The organism is Streptomyces hiroshimensis (assembly GCF_014650335.1).
In the GTDB taxonomy this organism is placed as follows: Bacteria; Actinomycetota; Actinomycetes; order Streptomycetales; family Streptomycetaceae; genus Streptomyces; species Streptomyces hiroshimensis.
The window spans coordinates 1-19,439 of sequence record NZ_BMUT01000003.1 but is presented as its reverse complement, the minus strand read 5'-3'; the positions used below and the strand labels follow the sequence as shown (position 1 = coordinate 19,439).

Below are 19,439 nucleotides of genomic sequence, written 5' to 3'. Positions count from 1 at the left end.
GTTCACGCCTCGGTGCGCCGGGCGGCGGGCCGGTTCCAGTGGATCCTGACGGTGAAGTGCCCCTCGACGGCCGTCTTCGCGATCACCACGCCCGACTCGGCGTTGAGTTTCATCCCGAACTCGACCTCGTACTCGTCCGGTGCGAGGGACCGGACCGAGTCGACGACCGAGCGGATGGCCGGGCGGACCGCCGCCAGCGCGTCCTCCAGCCGCCGGCCGGCCTGCACGACGCCGTCGGGGTCCCGGGAGATGAGCTCCAGCCCGGGTCCGTCGTCCTCCACTTCGACCAGCAGAGAAGCCCCTTCAGGGCCACTGAAACGCACCAGCTCGGCCATGAGTCCCCCGAACACCGGAAGTTGTCCGTGAAGGATAGTGGCGGGAGCACCGGCTGCGCGCGGGTTCGCGACGATACGCTGACGGACGGAGGGACATCGTGGACGACGCCGGACGTGAGATCGCGGATGTGCTGGCTGCAGCCGACATCCCCGAGCAGGAAGCCGCCCTGCGCGTACTGGGCTGTGCTTTCCGGTGGGCCGCGGCCGCGATAGGCCGTCTGGACGGCGGCGCGAGCGGCAGTCCCGCGCTTGCGGCCCTGTACGGGCTGGACGACGCGCTGGAGGAGGGCCGTGCCCTGGCCGGGGCCTTGCCCGGGCTGCTGGCAGCGGCCCGGCCCGGGCACGAGGTAGGCAGTGGTACGGAGGAGCTGATGCGGCGTCTCGCGGATGCGACCGACCAGGTCGCCGGCGAACGCGCGACCCTGGAGAAACTCGTGGCGACGGAGGCGGCCTTGCGCCGACGGCTGGCGGAGCACGAGATGCTGCGCCGGCAGGTCGACGAGCTGCGCCGCCTGGAGCGCCTGGTCGCCGCGCTGGACGCGCTGCGCGAACAGCAGGAGGTCATCGGCGAACGGCTGGCGGCGCTGCGCGGGCGGGACGCCGGGGTCGAGGAGGCGCTCCGCACGAGCAGTGACGCACTGGTCAGGCTCACGGAGGAGGAGCTCGCGGTGCTGGCCCCGCAGACGAGGCGGACCCTGGAGCGGGCCGCCGAGGCACAGGGTGCGCTGGCCGCAGCGGAGCGCGAGCAGCACGCGACCGCGGAGGAGCTCGCCTCCTGCCGCGACCGGCTGCAGCGCATCCGGGACGAGCGGGGTGCGCAGCTCGCGTCCCTGAGCCGCCACGCGCAGGCCGACCGCGAGCTGGCACGAGCGCTCCGCGAGGCCGCTGCAGCGACTGGAGCGACTGGAGCGGCCGGAGCGGCCGGAGCCGCCTCCGTCCCGCAGGAGCAGCACGTCACACCGGCGGAGGTGGAGGCCGTCACGGAGACCATCGAACGCCGGCTCCGAGAGGCGGACGAGGCGCTGGGGCGCGTACTGGAGGAACAGCGGAGGCAGGACGCGGAAGGACGGGTCATGCTCCTTCGTACGTCCGGATGACCGGTGGGCCGGGCAGGTCCCCGGGCACGTCCTCGGGCAGGAACTCCGTACCGGCGGCCCCTCTTGCGTAGCGGGCGGCCATCCGGCCCTCCATGGCCCCCAGCAGTCCGCGCACCGTCCGGGCGTTGCCGAAGCCTGCCGGGTCGGCCTGCCGGGTGTGCCGCAGCCAGCGCGCGGCCCGCCCGGGCACGCCTTCGCCCAGCGTGTAGCCGTCCGCGGCGGCCATCCGGCGCAGGATCTCCACCAGGTCCTCCAGCGCGTACTCCGGAAAGGGCACCCGGGCGGTGAACCGGGACCGCATCCCCGGGTTGAAGTCCAGCAGCCTGTCCATGTCCCGCGGATATCCCGCAGCGATCACGACCAGGCGGCCGCGCCACTCCTCCATTTCGCGGACCAGTGCGTCGACGGCCTCGGCGCCGAAGCCCCCGTGTCCTCCTGCGTCACGGACCAGGCTGTAGGCCTCGTCGATGAACAGGACACCGTCCAGTGCGTCGTGGACCGCCCGGCGTACGAGCGGCGCGGTCTGCCCCACGTAGCCGGCCACGAGGTCGGTGCGGGTCACTTCCACCACATGTCCCTTGCGCAGCAGGCCGAGTTCGCGGAACAGCCGGCCGGTCAGCCGGGCCACGGTGGTCTTGCCGGTGCCGGGCGGCCCGGTGAACAGCAGATGGGGCGGGGCGAGCGCGCCCTTGTTCAGCGCCTGACGCATCCTCAGCCGGTTGGCGAGGTCACCCAGCACCTCCCTGACGGGCCCCATCCCGACGTAGTCGTCGAGGCAGGCCAGCAGGGCCGCCGGGTCGGGCGCGGGCTTGGGCAGATAGGCCCGGTACCGCTCGGGAATGTCCTCGGGGGTGACGGGCTCCCCGACGTCACGCCGGACGCGGTGCACCCACTGCTTGCGCACGGCGTCGGCGAGGGTGCGCATGTCCCGGGCGTTGGCGAAGTTCTCGTCCCTCGTCCGGTGCATCTCCGTGACGATCTCCCGCAGCCGCTCGCCCGTACCTTCGGCGAGCCGCAGGCCGCGCTCGTCGAGGCGCCGCAGCAGGATCGTGTGCAGGGTGCCGGGCGGATAATCGGGGAACTCGATGACGTTGTGCCGGGGAAACCGGCTCTCGAGACCGGGGTTGGCCGCCAGGAACTCCTTCATCTTCCCCGGGTATCCGGCCACGATGACCACCAGGCGGCCGCGGTCGTCCTCCATGCGCTTCAGCAGCGTCTGGATCGCCTCGTCGCCGAACCCGTCCCGCTGGTCGCTGAGGCCGTAGGCCTCGTCGACGAACAGGACGCCGTCCAGGGCGCGGTCGACGGTCTCCTCGGTCCGCGGGGACGTCTGCCCGGTGAATCCCGCCACGAGGTCGCTCATCTTCGCCTCGATGACGTGACCGCGGCTCAGCAGTCCCAGGTCCCGGTAGATTTCGCCGACCAGGCGGGCCGCAGTGGTCTTCCCGGTTCCCGGGTTCCCGGTGAACACGAGGTGCAGGGCCGGTGGTTCGGAGCCGGTGAGCCCGAGCCGTCCTGAGGCCCGTAGTTCCTCGTCCGCCTCCACTTCGGCCCGCAGCTGGTCGACGTGGTGCTTGAGCATGTCCAGTCCGGGCATGGAGGCCAGCCGTTCCCGGGGAGTGCTGTCGTCGCCGGTCACCGTGCCGACCCATTGCTGCACCGTCCGGCGGCTGAGCGATTCCCCTGTCCGGGCCACCTGTGCGAGCCTGGCCCGCCAGGAGCGGGCCGTACCGGGGTCGGCCGCCATCGCCTTGACGATCGCATCCAGCTCCCGCCAGTCGGCGATCCTCATCCCCTCCCGCAGCCGGACCGCATGGACCAGCCGTTCCAGCTCCGCGGCCTGGGGGTGGCCGATCCGGAAGGTGCCGCTGCGTCCCGGCGCGGAACGGCGCTCGGTCACGAAGGAGTCCAGGAGCGGGAAGTCCCCGCGCAGCCGTACGAAGTCCCTGACTTCGTCCAGGGTCGGCTTGCGGAAGACCAGGATCCACTGGTTCCCGTCGTCGGCGTGATCGGCCCAGGCCGCCATGGCGTCGGCCAGCTGCCGTGCGGCCCTGGTGTGCCGGAGGATCTCCTCGGTGTGCGGGAACACCACGGCGGTGCGGTGTCCGGGCCGGCGCAGATAGCCGGTGAGGGTCATCACCCCGAAGGGATCCGAGATGCCGGCCGGTGGTGCAGGGGGCGGGGATCCGGTGCCGCCGTCGGTGCCGCCCTGCCGGTCTCCGTGGGGCTCTGCGGGGCCGCGCGAGCCGAAGTCCCGCACCAGCAGCCCGTCGAGCGGGCCGCGGAGCTGCGGGTGCCGCATGGTGCGCCGGCGCGGGGGCTCCGCCGCGGCCGTGGCGCGGGCGGCACTGCTGCGGCACAGTTCCCGGGAAGCGTGGTCACGGAAGTAGACCGGATGCTGCAGGGAGCTGAAGACGATGCGCTCGAAGCCGTCGGCCCGCAGCAGCCGCCACAGCACCTGTTCGAGCAGGCATATCCGGTAGGCGCTGTCCACGAAGACGTCCCCCACCCCCGGGCCGTAGAGGATGGTGAACGGTTCGCCGCTGTGCAAGGCGGCGGGATCGAGCCGTTCCGCCGTCGGAAAGGGCGCGGAGGACGTTCTCGCTGCCGCTTCCGTCATTCCGCGACCGTCCCCGGCTGCGGCTGTTCCCGGGGCCGTGGCCGGGGCGTGGCCGGGGCGGCGGGGAACGGCTTGTGGTGGCGCGCGACGTCCAGCAAGCCGGGATCCGGGGTGCCGGGTTCGCTCACCGGTGCCGACGGGCGCAGGCCGTCGCGGAGACCGTCCGCCGCCAGCGCCTGCTGAACGGCTTCGGCCCGGTCGTGGAGCTCGGCCTCGGCCGTGGTGTCGTGGTCGTAGGACATCACCCGCACCACGCACCGCTCCGAGTCCCGGTCGGCCTGCGCGATGTCCACCACGATCTCGTTGCCGTTGGCCTCGTTGCGGAGCTTGGCGTAGTACCTGCCCCGGGGGTCGGCGTTCTCGTACTCGCCGTCGACGAGGTCGTAGTAGGCGTATTCGCCGAGCGAATGGGCCACCGCGTCGGCCAGGTTCACCCGTATCTGCGAGGCGAGGTGGCGCATGCCGGCCCGCTCCACCGTGCTGCCCAGGTCCGCCTCGAGCCGGGGCGCCTCCTGGTCGCGCAGGTCGCGCAGTTCGGCGGTGCCCGCTTCGTCGTCGCGAGCCCGGGCGAGCGCCGCCGCGGCCTCCCGGCGCAGCGCCTCGAGCTCACCCTCCGACCAGTACACGACGTCGAGCGCGTATCCGGCCAGGGCCTCGCCGTCCGGCCCGATGACCGGCCGCTGCTCGTTGCCCTCGACCAGGGCCTCGACGCGCACCAGGGCCTCGACCGCCTCCTGCTGGGCCGAGCAGCGCTCCAGTTCCCGCTGCTCGGTGTCCACCCGCAGCTCGCTCAGCGAGTGGTACGTCTCCTGCGCCACCGCGAGGGCGGCGTCGAACCTGCCCTCCGCGGCGTTCTGCTCCGCGGTGGAGAGCCGCCCGGTGAGCCGGGCCAGTTCCCCGGGGGCGTACCGCTCGTGCGGCAGCGTCGCGGCGATCAGCCCCGCCATGGTGCGGGCGTCCGCCAGCCAGGTCCGTACGCTCTCCCCGGCCCGCGCCCGGTCCTCCTTCATCGCGTCGATCTCCCGGGACAGCCGGGCCATTCCCGCGCGGCGTTCGGCCCGCTCCGCGGCGATGGCCTTCCGTGTCTCCGCCTGCTGCTCGGCCAGCCGGCGCCGGGTCTCCTCCTGGATCCGGCCCGCGGTCTCGTGCAGCGTGCGGTGCAGCTGAGCGGCCTGCTCGCGGAGCCTGCGCGTGGTGTCGGCCTCCAGCTGCCGGGTCCGGTCGCTCAGCCCGCGGACCGCCTCCTCGTGGCGCTGCTGCCGCTCCCGTACGGTGGTGAAGGCGCGGTCGACGTCCGCGCGCGTCTGCGCCCGCACCTCGTCGATCAGCCGGGGGAGGTTGCGCTGCACGTCCTTGAGCTGCTGCGCCTTCCGCTGGACGCGGTACCACTCCGACTCGTCGACCTGGATGCGCTTCCTACCGCTCATGGTGCTGCTTCCTTCCCGGGAACATGCGGGCGCGGACGGCGTCGACCGCGGTGTCGAAGGCGGCCGGCAGACCCCTCGGCGGTACGCCGACGAGCAGGGTCTCCGGGCCGCGCACGGCGAGTTCCGCGATGCGGGCTCCGTGGCCGAAGTCGTATCCGCAGTCCGCCAGCCGCGGAGTGAGATGGTGGATCACCTGGTTGGAGCTGCCGCGCAGCCCGCGCCCGTCGTTGAGCGCCGCCACGTAGCGGCCGTCGATCAGGACGTCGACGGCGGCGAGCAGGTCCGGCACGCCGGGGGAGGGCGGCTCGGCGCGCAGTCTCTCCAGGCGGTATCCGGTGAAGCAGATGACGGAGACGTCCCGGATCTCCCGCGCCAGCCGGACCGTCTCGGCCAGTCCGGCCGCCTGCTGCATCGGCTCCCCGCCCGAGAGGGTCAGACCGCTCACCCGGGGGTCGGCGAGCAGTTCCGCCGCCAGTTCCCCGGGCCCGGCCCGCCGTGCCGCGCGATCGGGTATCCAGCCGGGGGCGATACAGCCGGCGCAGCGGAAGGGACACCCCTGGACCCACAGCGCCGACCGCACCCCCGGCCCCAGGGCCTCGGTGCCGACGTACGTGGCGGCGACGTTGAGCACGGCGGGGCGGGCGTTCATCGCGGCCGCCCGGTGAAGGAGGGCAGGCCGTCGGCCCATTGCCCGAGGAGATAAGTGAACGACACCCCGTTGACGACGACCTGGCGGCCGGGCCTGCACGTCGCCCGGCTCTCCCGGTCCGCGGAGCCGTCCGGCGTGTAGCGGATCAGCAGTTCCACCCGCGGCCCGTCGTCCGTCCTCCGGCGCCGGCCGTGGACCGTGCCGCGCCCGCCCGCCAGCGGACGCAGCACGACCCTCCTGCGCCCGGAGAGGGCGATGCGGTCCGGCAGTTCCCCGCCGAACGCAGGGACGAGCAGCAGATCGCCGAGGAGCCTGGGGCGGTGGGTGCGCCGCCACCACAGCCAGGCTGCGAGCAGGGCGGCTGCGAGGCCCGCGAGCACCGCGGGCAGGAAGACCGCGGAGCCGACCGTGGCCTGCAGTGGCAGCGCCGCCCCGGTGACGCGCACCCGGCCGGGCACCTCCAGCCGTACGTCCGGGGCGAGCGGCTGCTCCCAGTCCGACGTCACCCGGCCGGACAGCCGCAGCTCGCCGTCGGTGTCCTCGATGCGGCGGTACGGCAGCGGGCCCGCCGGCAGCGTGCCGTGCAACCGCACCTCGTACGACCTGGACTCGCCCGGGCCCAGGGTGAGCTGCGACGGCAGTCCGCCGACCCGGAGGGAGGCGCCGCCGACGGAGGCGCTCAGATCGCTGACGCTCAGCGGCACGTGCCGGGTCGTCGACCGGAAGGTGACGAAAGCGGTCCCGGAGCCGTCCGTGACGTCGCGCCGGCCGCTGTCCGTCCAGGAGGCGGTGATCCCTTTGCCGATGTCGCCGGCGAGGAGAAGGCGTGCCTTACGGGCCCGGGTGGCGTCGCCCGCCCGCCGCAAGTAGGAGCCCAGGTCCTCGATGCTGCCCGGCCGCAGCACGGTGGTGTCGGCGACGACGCCCTTGAGCAGCCTGGCGCCCGTGGCCCCGCTGCCCAGCGGCAGTGCGTATCCGGCCAGCCCGGCCCGCTTGCCGACGGCCTCGGCCCGCTTCTTGAGGCCGTCCCAGGCGGCGCCGGCCGGCCCGGGGTAGCGGGAGCCGGCGGGCGGACGGTGCTCGCCGTCGGTCAGCAGCACCACGGAGGCGATCTCGGCGGCGCCGGGCCGCTCGAGCTCCCTCAGCGCACTGTCCAGAGCCGCCCCGATGTCGGTGTCCCCTTCGGGGTTGGGGGACGAGGGCAGCCGGGACACGATCGCATCGGTGTTGCCGGCCGACCCGATGTAGCGCGGCTCGGGATGGGAGTCGAAGGTCATGAGCGCGACGTGGTCCCGGGACGACAGGCTGTCCAGGAACGGGCGCAGCGTGGAGCGGACGGTGTCGTAGCGGCCGCCGTTGGCCATCGACCCCGAGGTGTCCACGAGGACGACGTAGTCGGCAGGCTGCTCGCCGAGGCCGAGAGCCCGGTAGACGTCGTCGCGCGATGGGCCCGAGTCGGCGGACGCCGCGGAGCCGGTGAGCGACCAGGCGGCCAGCAGTGCCACGGCCGCGACGACGGTTGCGACGACGGCCCGGCTTCGTGCGGCGAAGCGCCGGATGCGCCCTGCGGCAGGCCTGGGGCGTGGGGGAGCAGTGCACTGCCCCCCGGCGGACTGGATCACGAGTGGGCCCCCTCAAGGTCGGCGGGCAGGACACCGAGCGGGTATTCGCCGGGCGTTCCGGACCCCAGCGGCTGCAGTACGAGACGAGCCGTCCCGTCGACGGCGATGCGCACGCCCACGTGGTAGCGCTCCCCTTCGCTGCCCGGGGGGATCGATACGACGCCCACCGGGGTTCCGGAGCCTCCGTCGGCGTCGTGCACCCGTATCCGGACCGGTCGTGCGGTGGACCGGCCGCCGGAACCGGTCCGGATGCGGACGCGTTGTCCACCGGCTTCGGCGAAGACGGTCCCACCGCCCGGCTCCAGCACCCCCGCGGGGCTGATCAGCAGGTCTTCCGCACGGAGTTCGCCCGCCACGGTCCGGTGGGTGCCCACGCTCACGGCGTACGGATAGCGGTCGGCGGGGTCCACTCGCCCGGCGGCGACCAGCGCGGCGCCGAACACGACCGCCAGCGCGGGGTCCGTACCGCCGGGCAGCGCGACCGGTGCGCCCTGAAGACCCGTGAGGTACTGCACCAGCGGGCCGAACCGCGCCGCACCGCCCACCGCGATCACCGGCGGGGCCGGCCGGCCGAGCCGCACCTCGTCCAGCGTCCGGCCGAGCCCGTCCGTGAGCCGGCCGAGCGCCCGGCGCACCACGCCGACGGTGATCTCCCGCCCGGCCACCTGGTGGACCACGGTGCTCTCGTACCGTCCGGGGCGGCGCGCGGTCCGCTCCAGGGCCGTGTCGATGCGCTGGGCGACACCCTCCCGCGCCCTGGCCCAGGCGAGCTCCCGCCGTCCCGCCGCATCGTCCGGCAGTCCGGCGCCGGCCAGCAGCGCGGCGTCGAATCCGGCGCCGTATCCGCCGGAGGGCGCGTGCCGGGCGGAGCCGGTCACGGCCACCGAACCGGGGGTCAGGGCGCACACCGACACCTCCGCCGCGGTGGCGCCGAGATCGCACACGGCGTAGCGGGGCGCGGTCGCCGTGCCCGCGTGCCGCAGCAGAGCCATGACCGCGTGCGGTGTGCCCAGAGTCCGCAGCCGTGGTGCCGGACCGGAGCCGTGGAGAGCGGTCAGCACGTCCGTCGCCCGGCGGGTGTGGCCGGCCCGGTCCTGCTGCGGGACGACCAGGACCACCTGCTCCGGCGTGCCGTAGTGCTCGAGGTATGCGGCGTATGCGGCCCGCAGGGCGGGACCGTTGTGGCCATCGGGACCGGGACTCTCCGGGGTGGGCAGGCCCTCCTCGGAGAGCAGGCCGGGCAGTTCGGCCAGCACCGGCGTGCCGTCCGCGGCGCCATGGGCGATGCGGGTGAAGCGGGCGCCGACGTCGACGGCGATCGCGGTGGACGTCGTCATCGTGGGTCTCGGAACCTGAGGGGGTGCGCGATGTGCCAACGCCGGCCTCTCTTCTGTGCGTGCTGCGGCTGATCGACCGGTGGCAGGGCTGCCCGGGGCGGCGAGGTGTCCCACGGCGGTGGCGGGGCAGCGGCCGGCACCTGCCCAGCGGATCGGAGTGTGGCTTCCAGAGCTGCCGCCGTGTGCTCGTAGGCGGCCATCTCGTCGCGGAGGAACGCGGCCAGCCGCTCGCAGAACGCCCTGCCCCGCTCCTCCCGGGCCATCGCCGCGTACAGGTTCTGGCCCATGCCGGGTGCCGTGGCATCCAGCGCGACTCTCAGGAGGTAGCCGTCCCTCGGCCCCCTGTCGGTCAGGTGTGCGGTGATCTCGTCCAGCAACTGCGGGGAGAAACGGTGATAGGGAGAGGCCCCGGCGATGATCCGGGCCAGGTCCTCGGACGACTCGCCGCCGCGTGCGGCCTTCCGGAAGTCCCGGACCGGGCGCAGCCAGGTCAGCCGCTGCCGGCGGTCCAGGGCTGCTACCAGGTCCTCGGGGAACGCCAGGTCGAGCCAGCGGTGGTGGTCCTCGGTGAGCCGCTGCTCCAGGCCGTCGCACACGAGGGACTCGGTGAGGGGCCAGTGCTCCATCAGCAGGCGGAGCACCTGCCAGGAACTTGCGTCCGGCGTGTCACCGAGCAAGGTGTCCACCGCGAGCTGCTTGAGGTTGGAGTCGAACCCGATCCGGCGGATCAGGGCAGATGCGTAGGCGTCCTGTGCTCCCCTGTCGGTGATCTGCCGCAGCCGTGGCATGGCCCAGGGAACCGTTGCCCCGTCCGGTGTGCACGCTATGAGCGCGTGCAGCAGATCGGCGTCCGCGGCGGCGTCCGCAGCGGTGTCCGGACGGCCGGGCGGGACGAGACGGTCCAGCGCGGGCAGCAGGTGCCGCCTCCCGTCAGGCCCCTGTGCGACTTCCCGGAGGCGGGGCCACATGAGGCCGGTCACCGTCGGCCGGCCCGCGGCCTCGGCGAGGTCCAGAGCGATTCTCCAGGTGTCGTCGGCGGCCCGGAGGAACTCGTCGGCGTCGTACGCAGAGGTGTGGTCGGGAGCGTTGATCCCGATGAGGATCCCGGCGAAGCGGAGCCACCCGGATCCGCCGCTTCCGGCGGTGCGCCGCGCCCGCTCCGCCAGGCGGCGGAGCGGCGCCAGGTCGCGGGTCTCGTTCTTCAGCAGGGTGCGCAGCCAGGCGAGTCCCGCCTCGCGGGAGCGGATGAGGAACGCGTCGGCGGCGTCCGTCCTGCGGCCGAACTCGTTCTCCACCATGTAGACGAAGGGCCCGGTCCAGGAGGGATCCTGGTTCGTGGCCCCCACCAGAGCGGTGAACAGGTCGTCGAAGGCGCCGGGATGGTCCGTCTCCAGGGCGTTCATCAGCCTCAGGTAGCCCCGCGCGCGCTCGAAGGAATGCTGCGTCGAGCCGCTCAGGACGATGTCCCGGGCGAGCAGGTGGGGCGCCGACGGGCTCCAGTGCTGCTGCAGCACAGCCTGGGCCAGATCGCCTCCGGTGCCGAGTGCGCGCTGGGCCAGGAAGGGCACGAGGACGCCCAGCCGGCTCTCGCCGAGGGTGTGCACCGGGTGCAGCTCCAGCACACGTCGTACGTCGCGGAGATGTCCATGGCCCTGGCCGACCTGCTCGACGACCGATTCCAGCAGGTCGGCCTCGCGCAGGGCACGGACGGCCGCCTCGGGGCTGCGGAGCGGAACGACGTCGTCGGCGCCCAGGAGGTGCCCGACCAGGTCAGCGGTGGACCGGCCGCTCGCCCGCAGCCTCAGGAGCTCGCTGAGGTAGCTGCGGGCTGCTGCGCCCTGAGGCTCGGGCGGGCTGCCGGCTCCCGGCCGGACCTCCAGCTGGCCGGATCGCGCGGCGGCCGCGAAGACCAGCCGCAGGGTGTGCTCGGACTGCCCCGTCCAGGTCGCGGCACTGAGCCAGGCCCGGCATCCGTAGGGCAGCAGCGAGCAGATCGCGTCGAGGACGCGGACGCGTCCGGAGGTGTCCGGGAGCACTGCACCGGGCGGATTGGTGATCGCCACCTGCCGGTTGTCGAGCAGCAGGGCGGCGACGCGGGCAGTCCAATCGAAGGACAACCCGTCGACTGTGGCTGCGAGTTCGGCGGCCGGCGTCCGGGAGGCGGAGAAGGACACGCGGGCCCCGGTGGCGGGGAGCCGGTCGTCCGGCAGCACGTGGTCGAGCGCGGACCAGGTCAGTCCGGCGGTGCGGGCCTGCGACCACTCCAGGAGGAGCAGCCGCCAGGCGTAGCTGGGGGCGCCGGTGCCGTCGGTGCAGCCGTCCCAGGTGGTCTCCACGACCGCGCAGACCGGGGCCGGATCCTTGCTCACGCTGCCGAGGAACACCCGCCACGGGAGGCTCTCGGTGGGGGTCCGGCTGTCGGGGACACCGGTGGTGGCGCCCCAGAGGTACGCTTTCGCCCGGTCCGCCGGCAGACTGCCGTCCAGGACGTCGTATCCCATGGCCTGCCCCGGATGCTTGCCCAGCACCGCCCAATCGGCGGTCAACCGCACCGTTCCGAGGCCGTCGTTCACCGCCGCCACCTCATGCGCCCGCCGCGTCCGCTGCGGATCCGGCGCTCCAGGCCGGTCAGCGGCTCCAGGACGTTGATCGGCTCGGGGGCTGTGCAGATGCGGCGGATCCCGTCGGTGGTCTCCTCGTTGGCGTAGTTGCGGTAGTCGAATACGTGCTGCGGGTTCAGTCGGAAACCGATGGCGGACGTCGCGTAGCAGGACATGCGCTCGGGGTGGAAGAAGGTGGCCAGCCCGTCGCGCACCAGACGGGCGGTGGAGCCCCGGAACTCGTCGCACATCCACTGGAAGAAGCGCGGGGCGAGCCGTTCGGGGACGCGCGGCAGCTGTGAGCCCACCGAGTCCTGGGTGACCCAGCCCGCTTCCACAGCAGGCCGGAAGACGTCCGGGTGGTCGAACTTGGCGACGCAGACGGCGATGTGGTGCGGCAGCCGGCCGCGGTGGAGGCCGCCGCTGTCCCGGACACGTGCGCTGAGCTCGTTCAGCGTCGAATAGAAGAAGGTCAGGCTGTCGGTCAGTTCCTGGGCGTCCCCCAGGGGATCGAAGAGGTAGATCAGCCCCTGGGCCCGCGCGAGCTGGTCGACGACCCCCTGGTGCTGGGGATGGTCCGCCCTGAACACCTCGCCCGACGCGTCCTGGACCTCCAGCACGAAACCCGACTCCCGCGGCCGGTACCGCATCATCCCCGACACCGCTTCCCGGCCCTGGAACGCCCAGCTCATGCCCTGGATACCCACGGTGGCCTGGGGGAAGACCCGCCGGACCGCGAGCTGCGACACGCTGTCGCTGAGGAAGTTGCTGGACTCCGGGGTCATGCCGCTGATCAGCCAGTTGCCCTGTCCGTGACGCTGGTACTGCAGCGCGGCGATCGGCATCGCGGCCAGAAAGGTGGTCTTGCCCGAGCGAGGCGCGCCCCACAGCCCGATCCGGATGCGGTCCGGGCCGGTCCCGTGCTCTTGCGGTGCCGTCGGGATCCGCAGCGGTTCGAGGTTGCCGTCCGCAACGGGGGGCAGGGGCGGCAGAGCCGGGTAGGCGGGCACGCCCGGAGACGGCGGTATGGACGCCACGGGCCCGGGCTGCTCGGGCGCCAGGGGCGGTACCGAGGCGGACCCCCACTGCCCGGCACCGTTGTTCTCCGGATCGGCGGGCTGCGCGGACTCGCCGGACCGGGGGGCGGCCGGGCCCCACGGGGGGCCGCCGGTCGATTTCTTGTTGGGGTCGTAGAAATCAGCGGACATGGGGTCTCCTCGCACGGGAGCGGTGGGTCACAGGAAGCAGTGGGTCGCAGGAGGACAGGGCACAGGAGGGTGGGTCGCAGGAGAGTGGGTCACAGGAGGGCGGTTCACAAGAGGGCGGGTCACAGGAGGGCGGGTCACAGGAGGGCGGGTCACAGGAGGGGAGAGGCGAAGGCCAGGCGGCAGTCCGGGCCCTCCACCTGCCAGATCGGGGTGAGCGCCTTCGCCACGGCGGCCGCCGGGTCGGCTCCGGGACGGAAGGCGCCCCCGCCGGAGAGAGCGGCCCACGCCGCGTCGGCGTAGCGGCGGGCCGCCACACCCGGGTGATCGGACGGTGGCGGCCCTGTGACGGGATCCGCCCTGGTCATCACCTGCACCCCGGCGGAGCGTAAGCGGCCCAGTTCCACTTGCCAGTCGACGCCGAGCGGACAGGCCGGGACGATGCCGTGCTGACGGGGGAGTCCGGGTGGTCGCCGTGCGACGATCAGGACCACGCGCCGCACGTGCTCCGCACCGCCGCTCGCCACGGTGGCGAGCGGCACCACTGCCTTGAGCGCGTCCTCCAGCGAGGACGCCATGTCCTGCTTGCGCCGCGCGGGTCGCCAGCCGGCGAGTGCCGCCAGGGTGGCGGACGCGGGACCGGCCGGGACCGGTGCCTGCAGCAGCGTACGACGGGAGGTGTAGACGCTCTCGCGGATCGCGTGGTCGTAGTGGCCGACCGCGCCGGTGCGCAGCAGGGCTCCGGAGTCGTCGTGCCGGGCCAGTGCCGAGACGAGATCCCGGGCGAACGCCAGCCGCTCCTCGGCCTCCGCCTCGTCGCCGCCGCTGAGTTCGACGGTGAGCAGGAGCTCCAGCCGAGGCGGGCGGACGATCCGGCGGGGCAGGCGGAGGGCGGGCACGTCGACGGCGGCGACCCGCTCCCCGGGCGAACCGTCGGCGGTCGCGCCCGGGGAGCCGTCGGCGGTCGCACCGGGGGAGCCGTCTCCGGGGGCGACCAGCTCGACCTCGCCGGGCCCGTGCAGAGCGAACGTCAGCCGGGCCTGTTCGCCTGCTCCCACGGTGACTTGGTGCACGGTCAGGGGTGCGGCACCGGTGCCGTCGGCGGCGGGCGTGCCGGCCAGTACGGGAAGGAGCAATGGCTCCGTGCCGCCGACTCCGCCGAACACGGTGACATTCGTGGTCGCGGTCTCTCCGCGCCTGAGCCGGGCACCCGCCGGAAAGAGCACGTGACTGTGAAGGCGCACGGCGCCGGTCAGCCGGTCGGCGCGGGCCAGCAGCAGTGTGTGGTCGGCGAGGAGCGGCGCAGTGCGCAGTACCTCCCGCACGGCGTCGGCGGTCGTGCCGTCCGCGGCGATGGACCTGCCCCGGCGCAGCTCGGCCAGGAGGGGGAGGGAGTGGGTGTGGGGGTGGGCGTGGGAGTAGTGGGAGTACGCGGTGCGGACTGTGGTCGCGGCGCGCTCCAGCAGTATCCATCCGCTGCGGGGCGTCAGCAGCACGCCGGAGCACTCGTCAGTGGGCGGGAAGGAAGCCTTGAGCCAGTGCAGAACGGCGGCGTCGAAATCCCTGCGTGAAACGGGCGGTAAGGTGCCTATGCCGCCTGCGAGTTGGAAGCGGCGGATATCGGCGCAGCTGTCGAGCATCGGCGCTATGGAATGCCATTCGGTGCTTTCCGCATCGACTTGGCGTGGTATTCCGTCGCTGCCCACCGCCACCTTGACTATATGTACGCCATCAGGGGTGAATTCGATGAACCGCAGTCCCTTGGTGCGATGGTCGAGCAAGGTGTCGAGGATTTCTCTGCATTCCGCTGGATCCGATATGAAGGGATCCGGTACGAACGGCTGCTCGCGGGAATCCGGCGGGGCGGGCTGCTCCCTCTCGGCCGGTCTCGGCTGCTTCTTCTCTCCCGGTCTCAGTGGTCCGCCTCGGAGGATGGCCTCAACCGGTCCGCCGTCGCCGTCGGCACGGCCGCCCCGGTCCGGCGTCGAGAGCTCCGCAGCCCTCGCGTCCCAGGCGTGACCGGCTGTCCGCAAAGCCGATTTCGCCTGTTGTACGTCCTCCGCGGTCAGCTCTCCCAGAACCGGATCGTCGTAGAGCCGCCACTGGCAGACCGAGCAGAACTCGCGACCCTGCTCGGGAGCTCCGCACACCGGGCATATCTGGTCAATGCGAGATCCCCCCATCCGATGACTCCCCCGACCCTCCGTGGTGATCCGCCGATCACCGACGCCGGCACGCCACCTCGCACTCCGGGGATCCGCACGTGACCCCCAACTGGCCTGTACAGCCGCCCAGTTAAAGGTGCTCGGCCTTCAAGTCCATCATGATGACACAGCGGGACGTGGCACGACGCCCCTTGCGGAGGAATCCGGAAAAGGATCATTCCGCCGCTCCGAGACGTCTTCCAGGATGGCCGCTTGGGGCGCCGCAGGTTCCCGGGGAAGATCACTGTGTCCCTCGCCGATCGCTTGAACTCTATGCTGACGACATGATCAACATCCCTCTCTCGGCGCTGGAAGTCGCGATGGTCCAAACGGGCGCCCGAGCCGTGGACACCCTGCGTGACACCGCAGCCTTCGCGCAGGCGATGGAACGGCTGGGCTACCACCGGCTCTGGTACGCCGAGCATCACCACTCGCCCGCGATCGGCGCCTTTCCGCCAGTCGTTTTGACCGCACACTCTGCCGCTTCGACCTCATCCATCCGTCTTGGTTCGGGCGGGGTGCTGGCCCCCAACCACGCCCCCATCACGGTGGCGGAGCAGTTCGGAACGCTGGCTGCTCTGCATGAGGATCGCATCGACCTGGGGATCGGCCGTGGCCCCGGTACCTTCGACGAGGCCACCGCACGGGCACTGCGCCGGGGAGCCGGACCGGCGACGGACGAGGAGTACCACGGCGACATTGCCGCGACCTTGTCCTGCCTGGTCGACGAGGTCGCACTGGGCCCGCTGCCCGAGCCGTGGCTGCTGGCATCCAGCACGGCGGGCGCCGCTTTGGCCGCAGAACTCGGCTTGCCGATAGCCGTCGCGCACCACATCCGGCCGCAGAACACCCTCGCGCTCCTGGACCGTTACCGGGCGGCGTTCGCCCCGTCCCGCTGGTGCGAGCGACCTCGGGTGCTGGTGTGCGTCGAGGCGGTGTGTGCTGAGACGGAAGAAGAGGCCGTGCGGCGAGTCGGACCGATGGAAGTCGTCAAAGCCGGGCTTCTCAAAGGCCGGAGTGAGATCCCCTTCCCCACGCCGGCGGACGCGGCCGCCTACCCCTTCACGACGGAAGAACGACAAGCACTGGACGCCTTCCGCGGGCAGCAAGCTCTCGGGACTCCTGAGGCTGTCGTGCACCGTCTCACCCAACTGGCCCGTGAGACCGGAGCAGACGAACTCATGCTGACGACACCCGTCTACGACCTCCGCGACCGCATTCGCTCGTACGAGCTCATCAAGCAGTACATCAAGGCCACGGAAACAGCATAGGGAGATTGCCGGGAATGATGCCTGTGTCCGCACGTCGCAACGCACTCCTCGCCGGGCGCGTGCGGCACACCGGCAGCCTGGAGGAGTCGACGCGCCGGCCGGCTGTGAGCGGCCGGCCGGCGCGCGCAGGTGCCCATCACGGGTGGCGGTGGACCGGTCACACGCGCGGCAGCTTGCGGGCGAAGACGTTGCCGTTCGCGCCGAAGAGCACGGTCGTGCCGAGGCCGTCCACGAACGGGGCGGAGGAGGGCCAGGAGGTCTGCGAGCCGTCCCCGGCCACGCCGACCCGCTCGATCCGGCCGGTCCGCAGATCGCGCCGGAAGATGTCCGAGACGCGGTTGGTGTCACCGGGAACCAGATTGTCGGCGTCCGAGGCGAAGAACACCGAGCGGTCGTCGGCCGTCATGGTGGCGAGGAAGGAGTCGAGGACGGTCGTGGTGCCGGGCAGCGGAGTGCCCACCTTCGTGTCCGTCCCCTGCCGCAGATCGCGGACGTAGAGCTCCTTATGCGCGGCTTCCGGATCCGTCCCGTAGCCGGGCTCGAAGATCCTGAACATGGCATACCGCCCGTCAGGACTCAGGCTTGCGCCCTGGGCCGCGTCGCGCAGTACGCCGGCAGGGTCGATGCTGGCGCCCTGGATCCGGCCGGTACGCGCGTCGTACACGTAGAAGGGGACCATGTTGCGTGCCGGAGGGGGCTTCGAACCGGCGAGGGCCGCGGGTGAGGGCCGCGCGCCGGCCGCCTCGGATGTCCGTACGGCGGATGTCAGTACGGCGGATGTCCGTATGGCGGGGGTCCGGCCTCGGGGCAGCAGATTGGTCGCCTTCGAACGGAAGCCGACGGTGGTGCCGTCCGCGCTGATCACCGGCTCGTAGGACTCGTGGTCGGCCGGGGAGCCGTCGGCGCCGACGGTGACCAGCCGGGTAGTCCCCTTCCAACGGTCGGTGACGTAGATGTTCCGTCCCGGTGCGGGCTGCTCACCGGCCACCAGGTCACTCCGGTCGGAGGAGTACGCCACGTACCGGCCGTCCCCGCTGACGGCGGGGCTGTGGGAGCTTCCTGTCCTGTCGCTCCCGGCCGGGTCGCCGGCGGTGACGAGCTCGGTGCGTCCCGTCCTGCGGTCCCGGACGAAGATGTTCGAGCCGCCGTTCGCCGGCTGTCCCGCCACGACGTCGGCGGCATCGGAGCTGAACGCCACATACCTGCCGTCGCCGCTGATGGCCGCCTGACTCGTGGACCCGTTCAACTGCGAGCCGTCGTCGGTGACACTGACCCGCTCGGTACGCCCGGCCCGTAAGTCCCGGACGAACACGTCGTACAGGCGGTTGGTGTCGCCGGGCACCAGATTGGAGGCCAGGGACGAGAAGAGGCCGTATCTGCCGTCCGCACTCAGCCCGAGCGGTTCCGACCAGCCGTCGGGATGCGCGCCGCCGAGGCCGAGACTGACCTGGACGGTGTCGTCCCCCTCCGCGTCCGCCCGCGCCGGCACGGCCGCCCCCGCCAGTACGAGAGCCGCGAGGAGGAAGCTCCCGCGCCTCAGCCACCGTCCCCTGGCCTCGCCGATCATCCGTCTCTTTCGTCTCATCCGTTTCATCCGTCTCACGATGATCTGGCCTCCCCTGTGGCCAGGCCAGGCCACAGGGGAGGCCAGGCCAGGACTTGGGCGGTCTGAGCCGGTCAAAGATCAGCCGCGGCGTCTTTCTACTGCTTCACCACTTGTCGATGCCCATGGTCTTCGCCGCACTGTGAATCGCGTTGTAGTGCGGTATTGACATGTCGGACTTCTTGTCCTTGGGCGGCAGGTTGCGGTCGGTCTGCCGGAATTCGTCTCGGGCGGCGGCCAGCAGGCTGGTGCCGTAGCTGACGGGCACGTCGACCTTCCCGTGGATGGGGTGCGACTTGGCCGCCGTCTGGCTGCCGGCGTTGGCCAGGGTGCTGCGGGCCTGGTTGTATGCGGCCGCCTTGATCGTCTTAGGGTTCGGTACCACTGAGTGTGCGCCTGCCACGACATGAGCGTCGCTGACACTGACGGCGGCGGAAGCGGAAGCGGAAGCAGGGGCAACAGCGGTGGCGATGGCTCCGGCCGCAACTGCCACGGCGAGCCCGGTCCGAACGAGGAGCTTCATGGGAGAGCCTTCCCTATTCGATAGAAGATTCGGATGTCGCGAGAGGAGCCTGCCCTGCGCGGATCATGTAATAAACGATCAAATCCGGCCCAACTTGCCCGGCTTGCCGGTCGGGTGCTTCGGCATGGGTGAGGGACAGGAGTTGCCTAAGCGCACGGTGACCCGAGGCCGGAGTGTCTGGCGTGGCGGAGTCACTCGAATGGATGTCCGGAGGACTCGGCGGCACGGGCGGCGCGCTTAGCTTGTCGAGTAAGGCACCGGGAGGAAGGGCGGCGATGTCGGTCAACCGCTCCGCATGGGTCAGGCGCACCGCGCGTACGGCGGCTCTCGGTGCCGGCTCCGCCATACTGGCCTGCGGCTTCGCGGTGGCGCCCTGCGGCGGACGGTCGGCCCTGGCCGCTCCGGCCGTCCAGCACCGGAGCGACGAGATCACAGATGGCATGGCGTACCAGCTGGTGCCCAAGCACAGCGGCAGCAACCCCGTCGTCGACATCGCCGGCGGCCACAACGCGATCCAGCATCCGCTCAACGGCGGGCAGAACCAGATGTTCGTGGTCAAACGGATCCACAAGTACACGTCATGCTGCGATCGGCCATGCACCCGGACCGGTGCCTCGGCGCCGGGCACTCCGGCTCCCAGGTCCACCTCATGAGCTGTGACGGGAACGACGACGACAGGAACAGGAACTGGTCCGCCGTCTGGACGCTCGAACCGCACAGCGACGGATCGTTCGGCCTGCGTCACTACCACACCGACCAGGTGATGGACGTCGAGCACGCCAGCACCCACCAGGGCGCCAGGATCATGGTGCACGCCGAGCACCACAGGGACAACCAGCGGTTCTGCATCAAACGGGCGCTGAGCAGACCCCACCTGTGGGTGGGGTGCTCGATCGGCAAGTTCGGAACCGCGGGCAAGACGCGGCGCGCGCACGCTGAGCGTGCG

15 protein-coding genes are annotated in these 19,439 nt (G+C 72.1%); 4 read left to right on the top strand and 11 right to left on the bottom strand.

The features are described 5' to 3' along the window. Positions 1-2: 2 nt before the first annotated feature. Entirely contained in the window at positions 3-281 is a 279-nt protein-coding gene (locus IE241_RS08885) for a CU044_2847 family protein (RefSeq protein WP_229898988.1), read from the bottom strand. Between the two features lie 152 nt (positions 282-433). Here IE241_RS08885 and IE241_RS08880 point away from each other — a divergent pair, with 152 nt between their 5' ends. After that, entirely contained in the window at positions 434-1,432 is a 999-nt protein-coding gene (locus IE241_RS08880) for a coiled-coil domain-containing protein (RefSeq protein ID WP_190021123.1), read from the top strand. Here IE241_RS08880 and IE241_RS08875 read toward each other — a convergent pair. The 8 genes from IE241_RS08875 to IE241_RS08840 form a co-directional block, all read right to left on the bottom strand. Beyond that, entirely contained in the window at positions 1,407-4,052 is a 2,646-nt protein-coding gene (locus IE241_RS08875; RefSeq protein ID WP_190021122.1) for an AAA family ATPase, read from the bottom strand. The genes IE241_RS08880 and IE241_RS08875 overlap by 26 nt on opposite strands. Beyond that, positions 4,049-5,479: a coiled-coil domain-containing protein gene (locus IE241_RS08870; RefSeq protein ID WP_190021121.1), complete on the bottom strand. Its 1,431-nt coding sequence runs from the start codon at positions 5,477-5,479 to the stop codon at positions 4,049-4,051. Before IE241_RS08870 ends, IE241_RS08875 begins: the two co-directional genes overlap by 4 nt. Beyond that, positions 5,469-6,128: a 4Fe-4S single cluster domain-containing protein gene (locus IE241_RS08865; RefSeq protein ID WP_190021120.1), complete on the bottom strand. Its 660-nt coding sequence runs from the start codon at positions 6,126-6,128 to the stop codon at positions 5,469-5,471. The genes IE241_RS08870 and IE241_RS08865 overlap by 11 nt, the downstream gene beginning before the upstream one ends. Beyond that, on the bottom strand, positions 6,125-7,750 hold the full coding sequence (locus tag IE241_RS08860; protein ID WP_229898986.1) for a vWA domain-containing protein: 1,626 nt from the start codon (positions 7,748-7,750) through the stop codon (positions 6,125-6,127). Before IE241_RS08860 ends, IE241_RS08865 begins: the two co-directional genes overlap by 4 nt. Continuing rightward, positions 7,747-9,087: a hypothetical protein gene (locus IE241_RS08855; RefSeq protein WP_190021119.1), complete on the bottom strand. Its 1,341-nt coding sequence runs from the start codon at positions 9,085-9,087 to the stop codon at positions 7,747-7,749. Before IE241_RS08855 ends, IE241_RS08860 begins: the two co-directional genes overlap by 4 nt. Beyond that, entirely contained in the window at positions 9,084-11,660 is a 2,577-nt protein-coding gene (locus tag IE241_RS08850) for a hypothetical protein (protein ID WP_190021118.1), read from the bottom strand. The genes IE241_RS08855 and IE241_RS08850 overlap by 4 nt, the downstream gene beginning before the upstream one ends. Next, complete coding sequence (locus IE241_RS08845; RefSeq protein ID WP_190021117.1) at positions 11,657-12,895, bottom strand: hypothetical protein; 1,239 nt, start codon at positions 12,893-12,895, stop codon at positions 11,657-11,659. The genes IE241_RS08850 and IE241_RS08845 overlap by 4 nt, the downstream gene beginning before the upstream one ends. A 149-nt stretch (positions 12,896-13,044) precedes the next feature. Beyond that, positions 13,045-14,532 carry a hypothetical protein gene (locus IE241_RS08840; protein WP_229898984.1) on the bottom strand — a complete coding sequence of 496 codons (1,488 nt, stop codon included), beginning with the start codon at positions 14,530-14,532 and terminating at the stop codon, positions 13,045-13,047. Between the two features lie 848 nt (positions 14,533-15,380). Between IE241_RS08840 and IE241_RS08835 the strand changes: the two genes are divergently transcribed. Then, positions 15,381-16,367 carry an LLM class flavin-dependent oxidoreductase gene (locus IE241_RS08835; RefSeq protein ID WP_190021116.1) on the top strand — a complete coding sequence of 329 codons (987 nt, stop codon included), beginning with the start codon at positions 15,381-15,383 and terminating at the stop codon, positions 16,365-16,367. A 157-nt stretch (positions 16,368-16,524) separates the two neighbouring features. On the opposite strand, the gene IE241_RS08830 is transcribed toward IE241_RS08835, so the two are convergent. Both IE241_RS08830 and IE241_RS08825 read right to left on the bottom strand, forming a co-directional pair. Further along, positions 16,525-17,952 (bottom strand): TolB family protein, encoded by a 1,428-nt coding sequence (locus IE241_RS08830; protein WP_190021115.1) that lies wholly within the window; start codon positions 17,950-17,952, stop codon positions 16,525-16,527. 124 nt (positions 17,953-18,076) lie between these two features. Next, the gene (locus IE241_RS08825) at positions 18,077-18,355 is read right to left on the bottom strand and encodes a hypothetical protein (protein ID WP_190021114.1); all 279 of its coding nucleotides are present in this window, start codon (positions 18,353-18,355) and stop codon (positions 18,077-18,079) included. Positions 18,356-18,768: 413 nt separating this feature from the next. Here IE241_RS08825 and IE241_RS08820 point away from each other — a divergent pair, with 413 nt between their 5' ends. Together IE241_RS08820 and IE241_RS08815 are read left to right on the top strand one after the other, a co-directional pair. Then, positions 18,769-19,146, top strand: a complete 378-nt coding sequence (locus tag IE241_RS08820) for a hypothetical protein (protein WP_190021523.1) — start codon at positions 18,769-18,771, stop codon at positions 19,144-19,146. Next, positions 19,074-19,439 (top strand): RICIN domain-containing protein (locus tag IE241_RS08815; RefSeq protein WP_190021113.1); only part of this gene is annotated, 366 nt, incomplete at its 3' end. The genes IE241_RS08820 and IE241_RS08815, both read left to right, overlap by 73 nt.

What these genes read in the sequence shown, in the direction of transcription:
- IE241_RS08875 (WP_190021122.1), bottom strand. Translation starts at nt 4,052, where the DNA reads ATGACGGAAGCGGCAGCGAGAACGTCCTCCGCGCCCTTTCCGACGGCG.
- IE241_RS08870 (WP_190021121.1), bottom strand. Translation starts at nt 5,479, where the DNA reads ATGAGCGGTAGGAAGCGCATCCAGGTCGACGAGTCGGAGTGGTACCGC.
- IE241_RS08865 (WP_190021120.1), bottom strand. Translation starts at nt 6,128, where the DNA reads ATGAACGCCCGCCCCGCCGTGCTCAACGTCGCCGCCACGTACGTCGGC.
- IE241_RS08855 (WP_190021119.1), bottom strand. Translation starts at nt 9,087, where the DNA reads ATGACGACGTCCACCGCGATCGCCGTCGACGTCGGCGCCCGCTTCACC.
- IE241_RS08845 (WP_190021117.1), bottom strand. Translation starts at nt 12,895, where the DNA reads ATGTCCGCTGATTTCTACGACCCCAACAAGAAATCGACCGGCGGCCCC.
- IE241_RS08840 (WP_229898984.1), bottom strand. Translation starts at nt 14,532, where the DNA reads ATGCTCGACAGCTGCGCCGATATCCGCCGCTTCCAACTCGCAGGCGGC.
- IE241_RS08835 (WP_190021116.1), top strand. Translation starts at nt 15,381, where the DNA reads ATGATCAACATCCCTCTCTCGGCGCTGGAAGTCGCGATGGTCCAAACG.
- IE241_RS08830 (WP_190021115.1), bottom strand. Translation starts at nt 17,952, where the DNA reads ATGAGACGAAAGAGACGGATGATCGGCGAGGCCAGGGGACGGTGGCTG.
- IE241_RS08820 (WP_190021523.1), top strand. Translation starts at nt 18,769, where the DNA reads ATGTCGGTCAACCGCTCCGCATGGGTCAGGCGCACCGCGCGTACGGCG.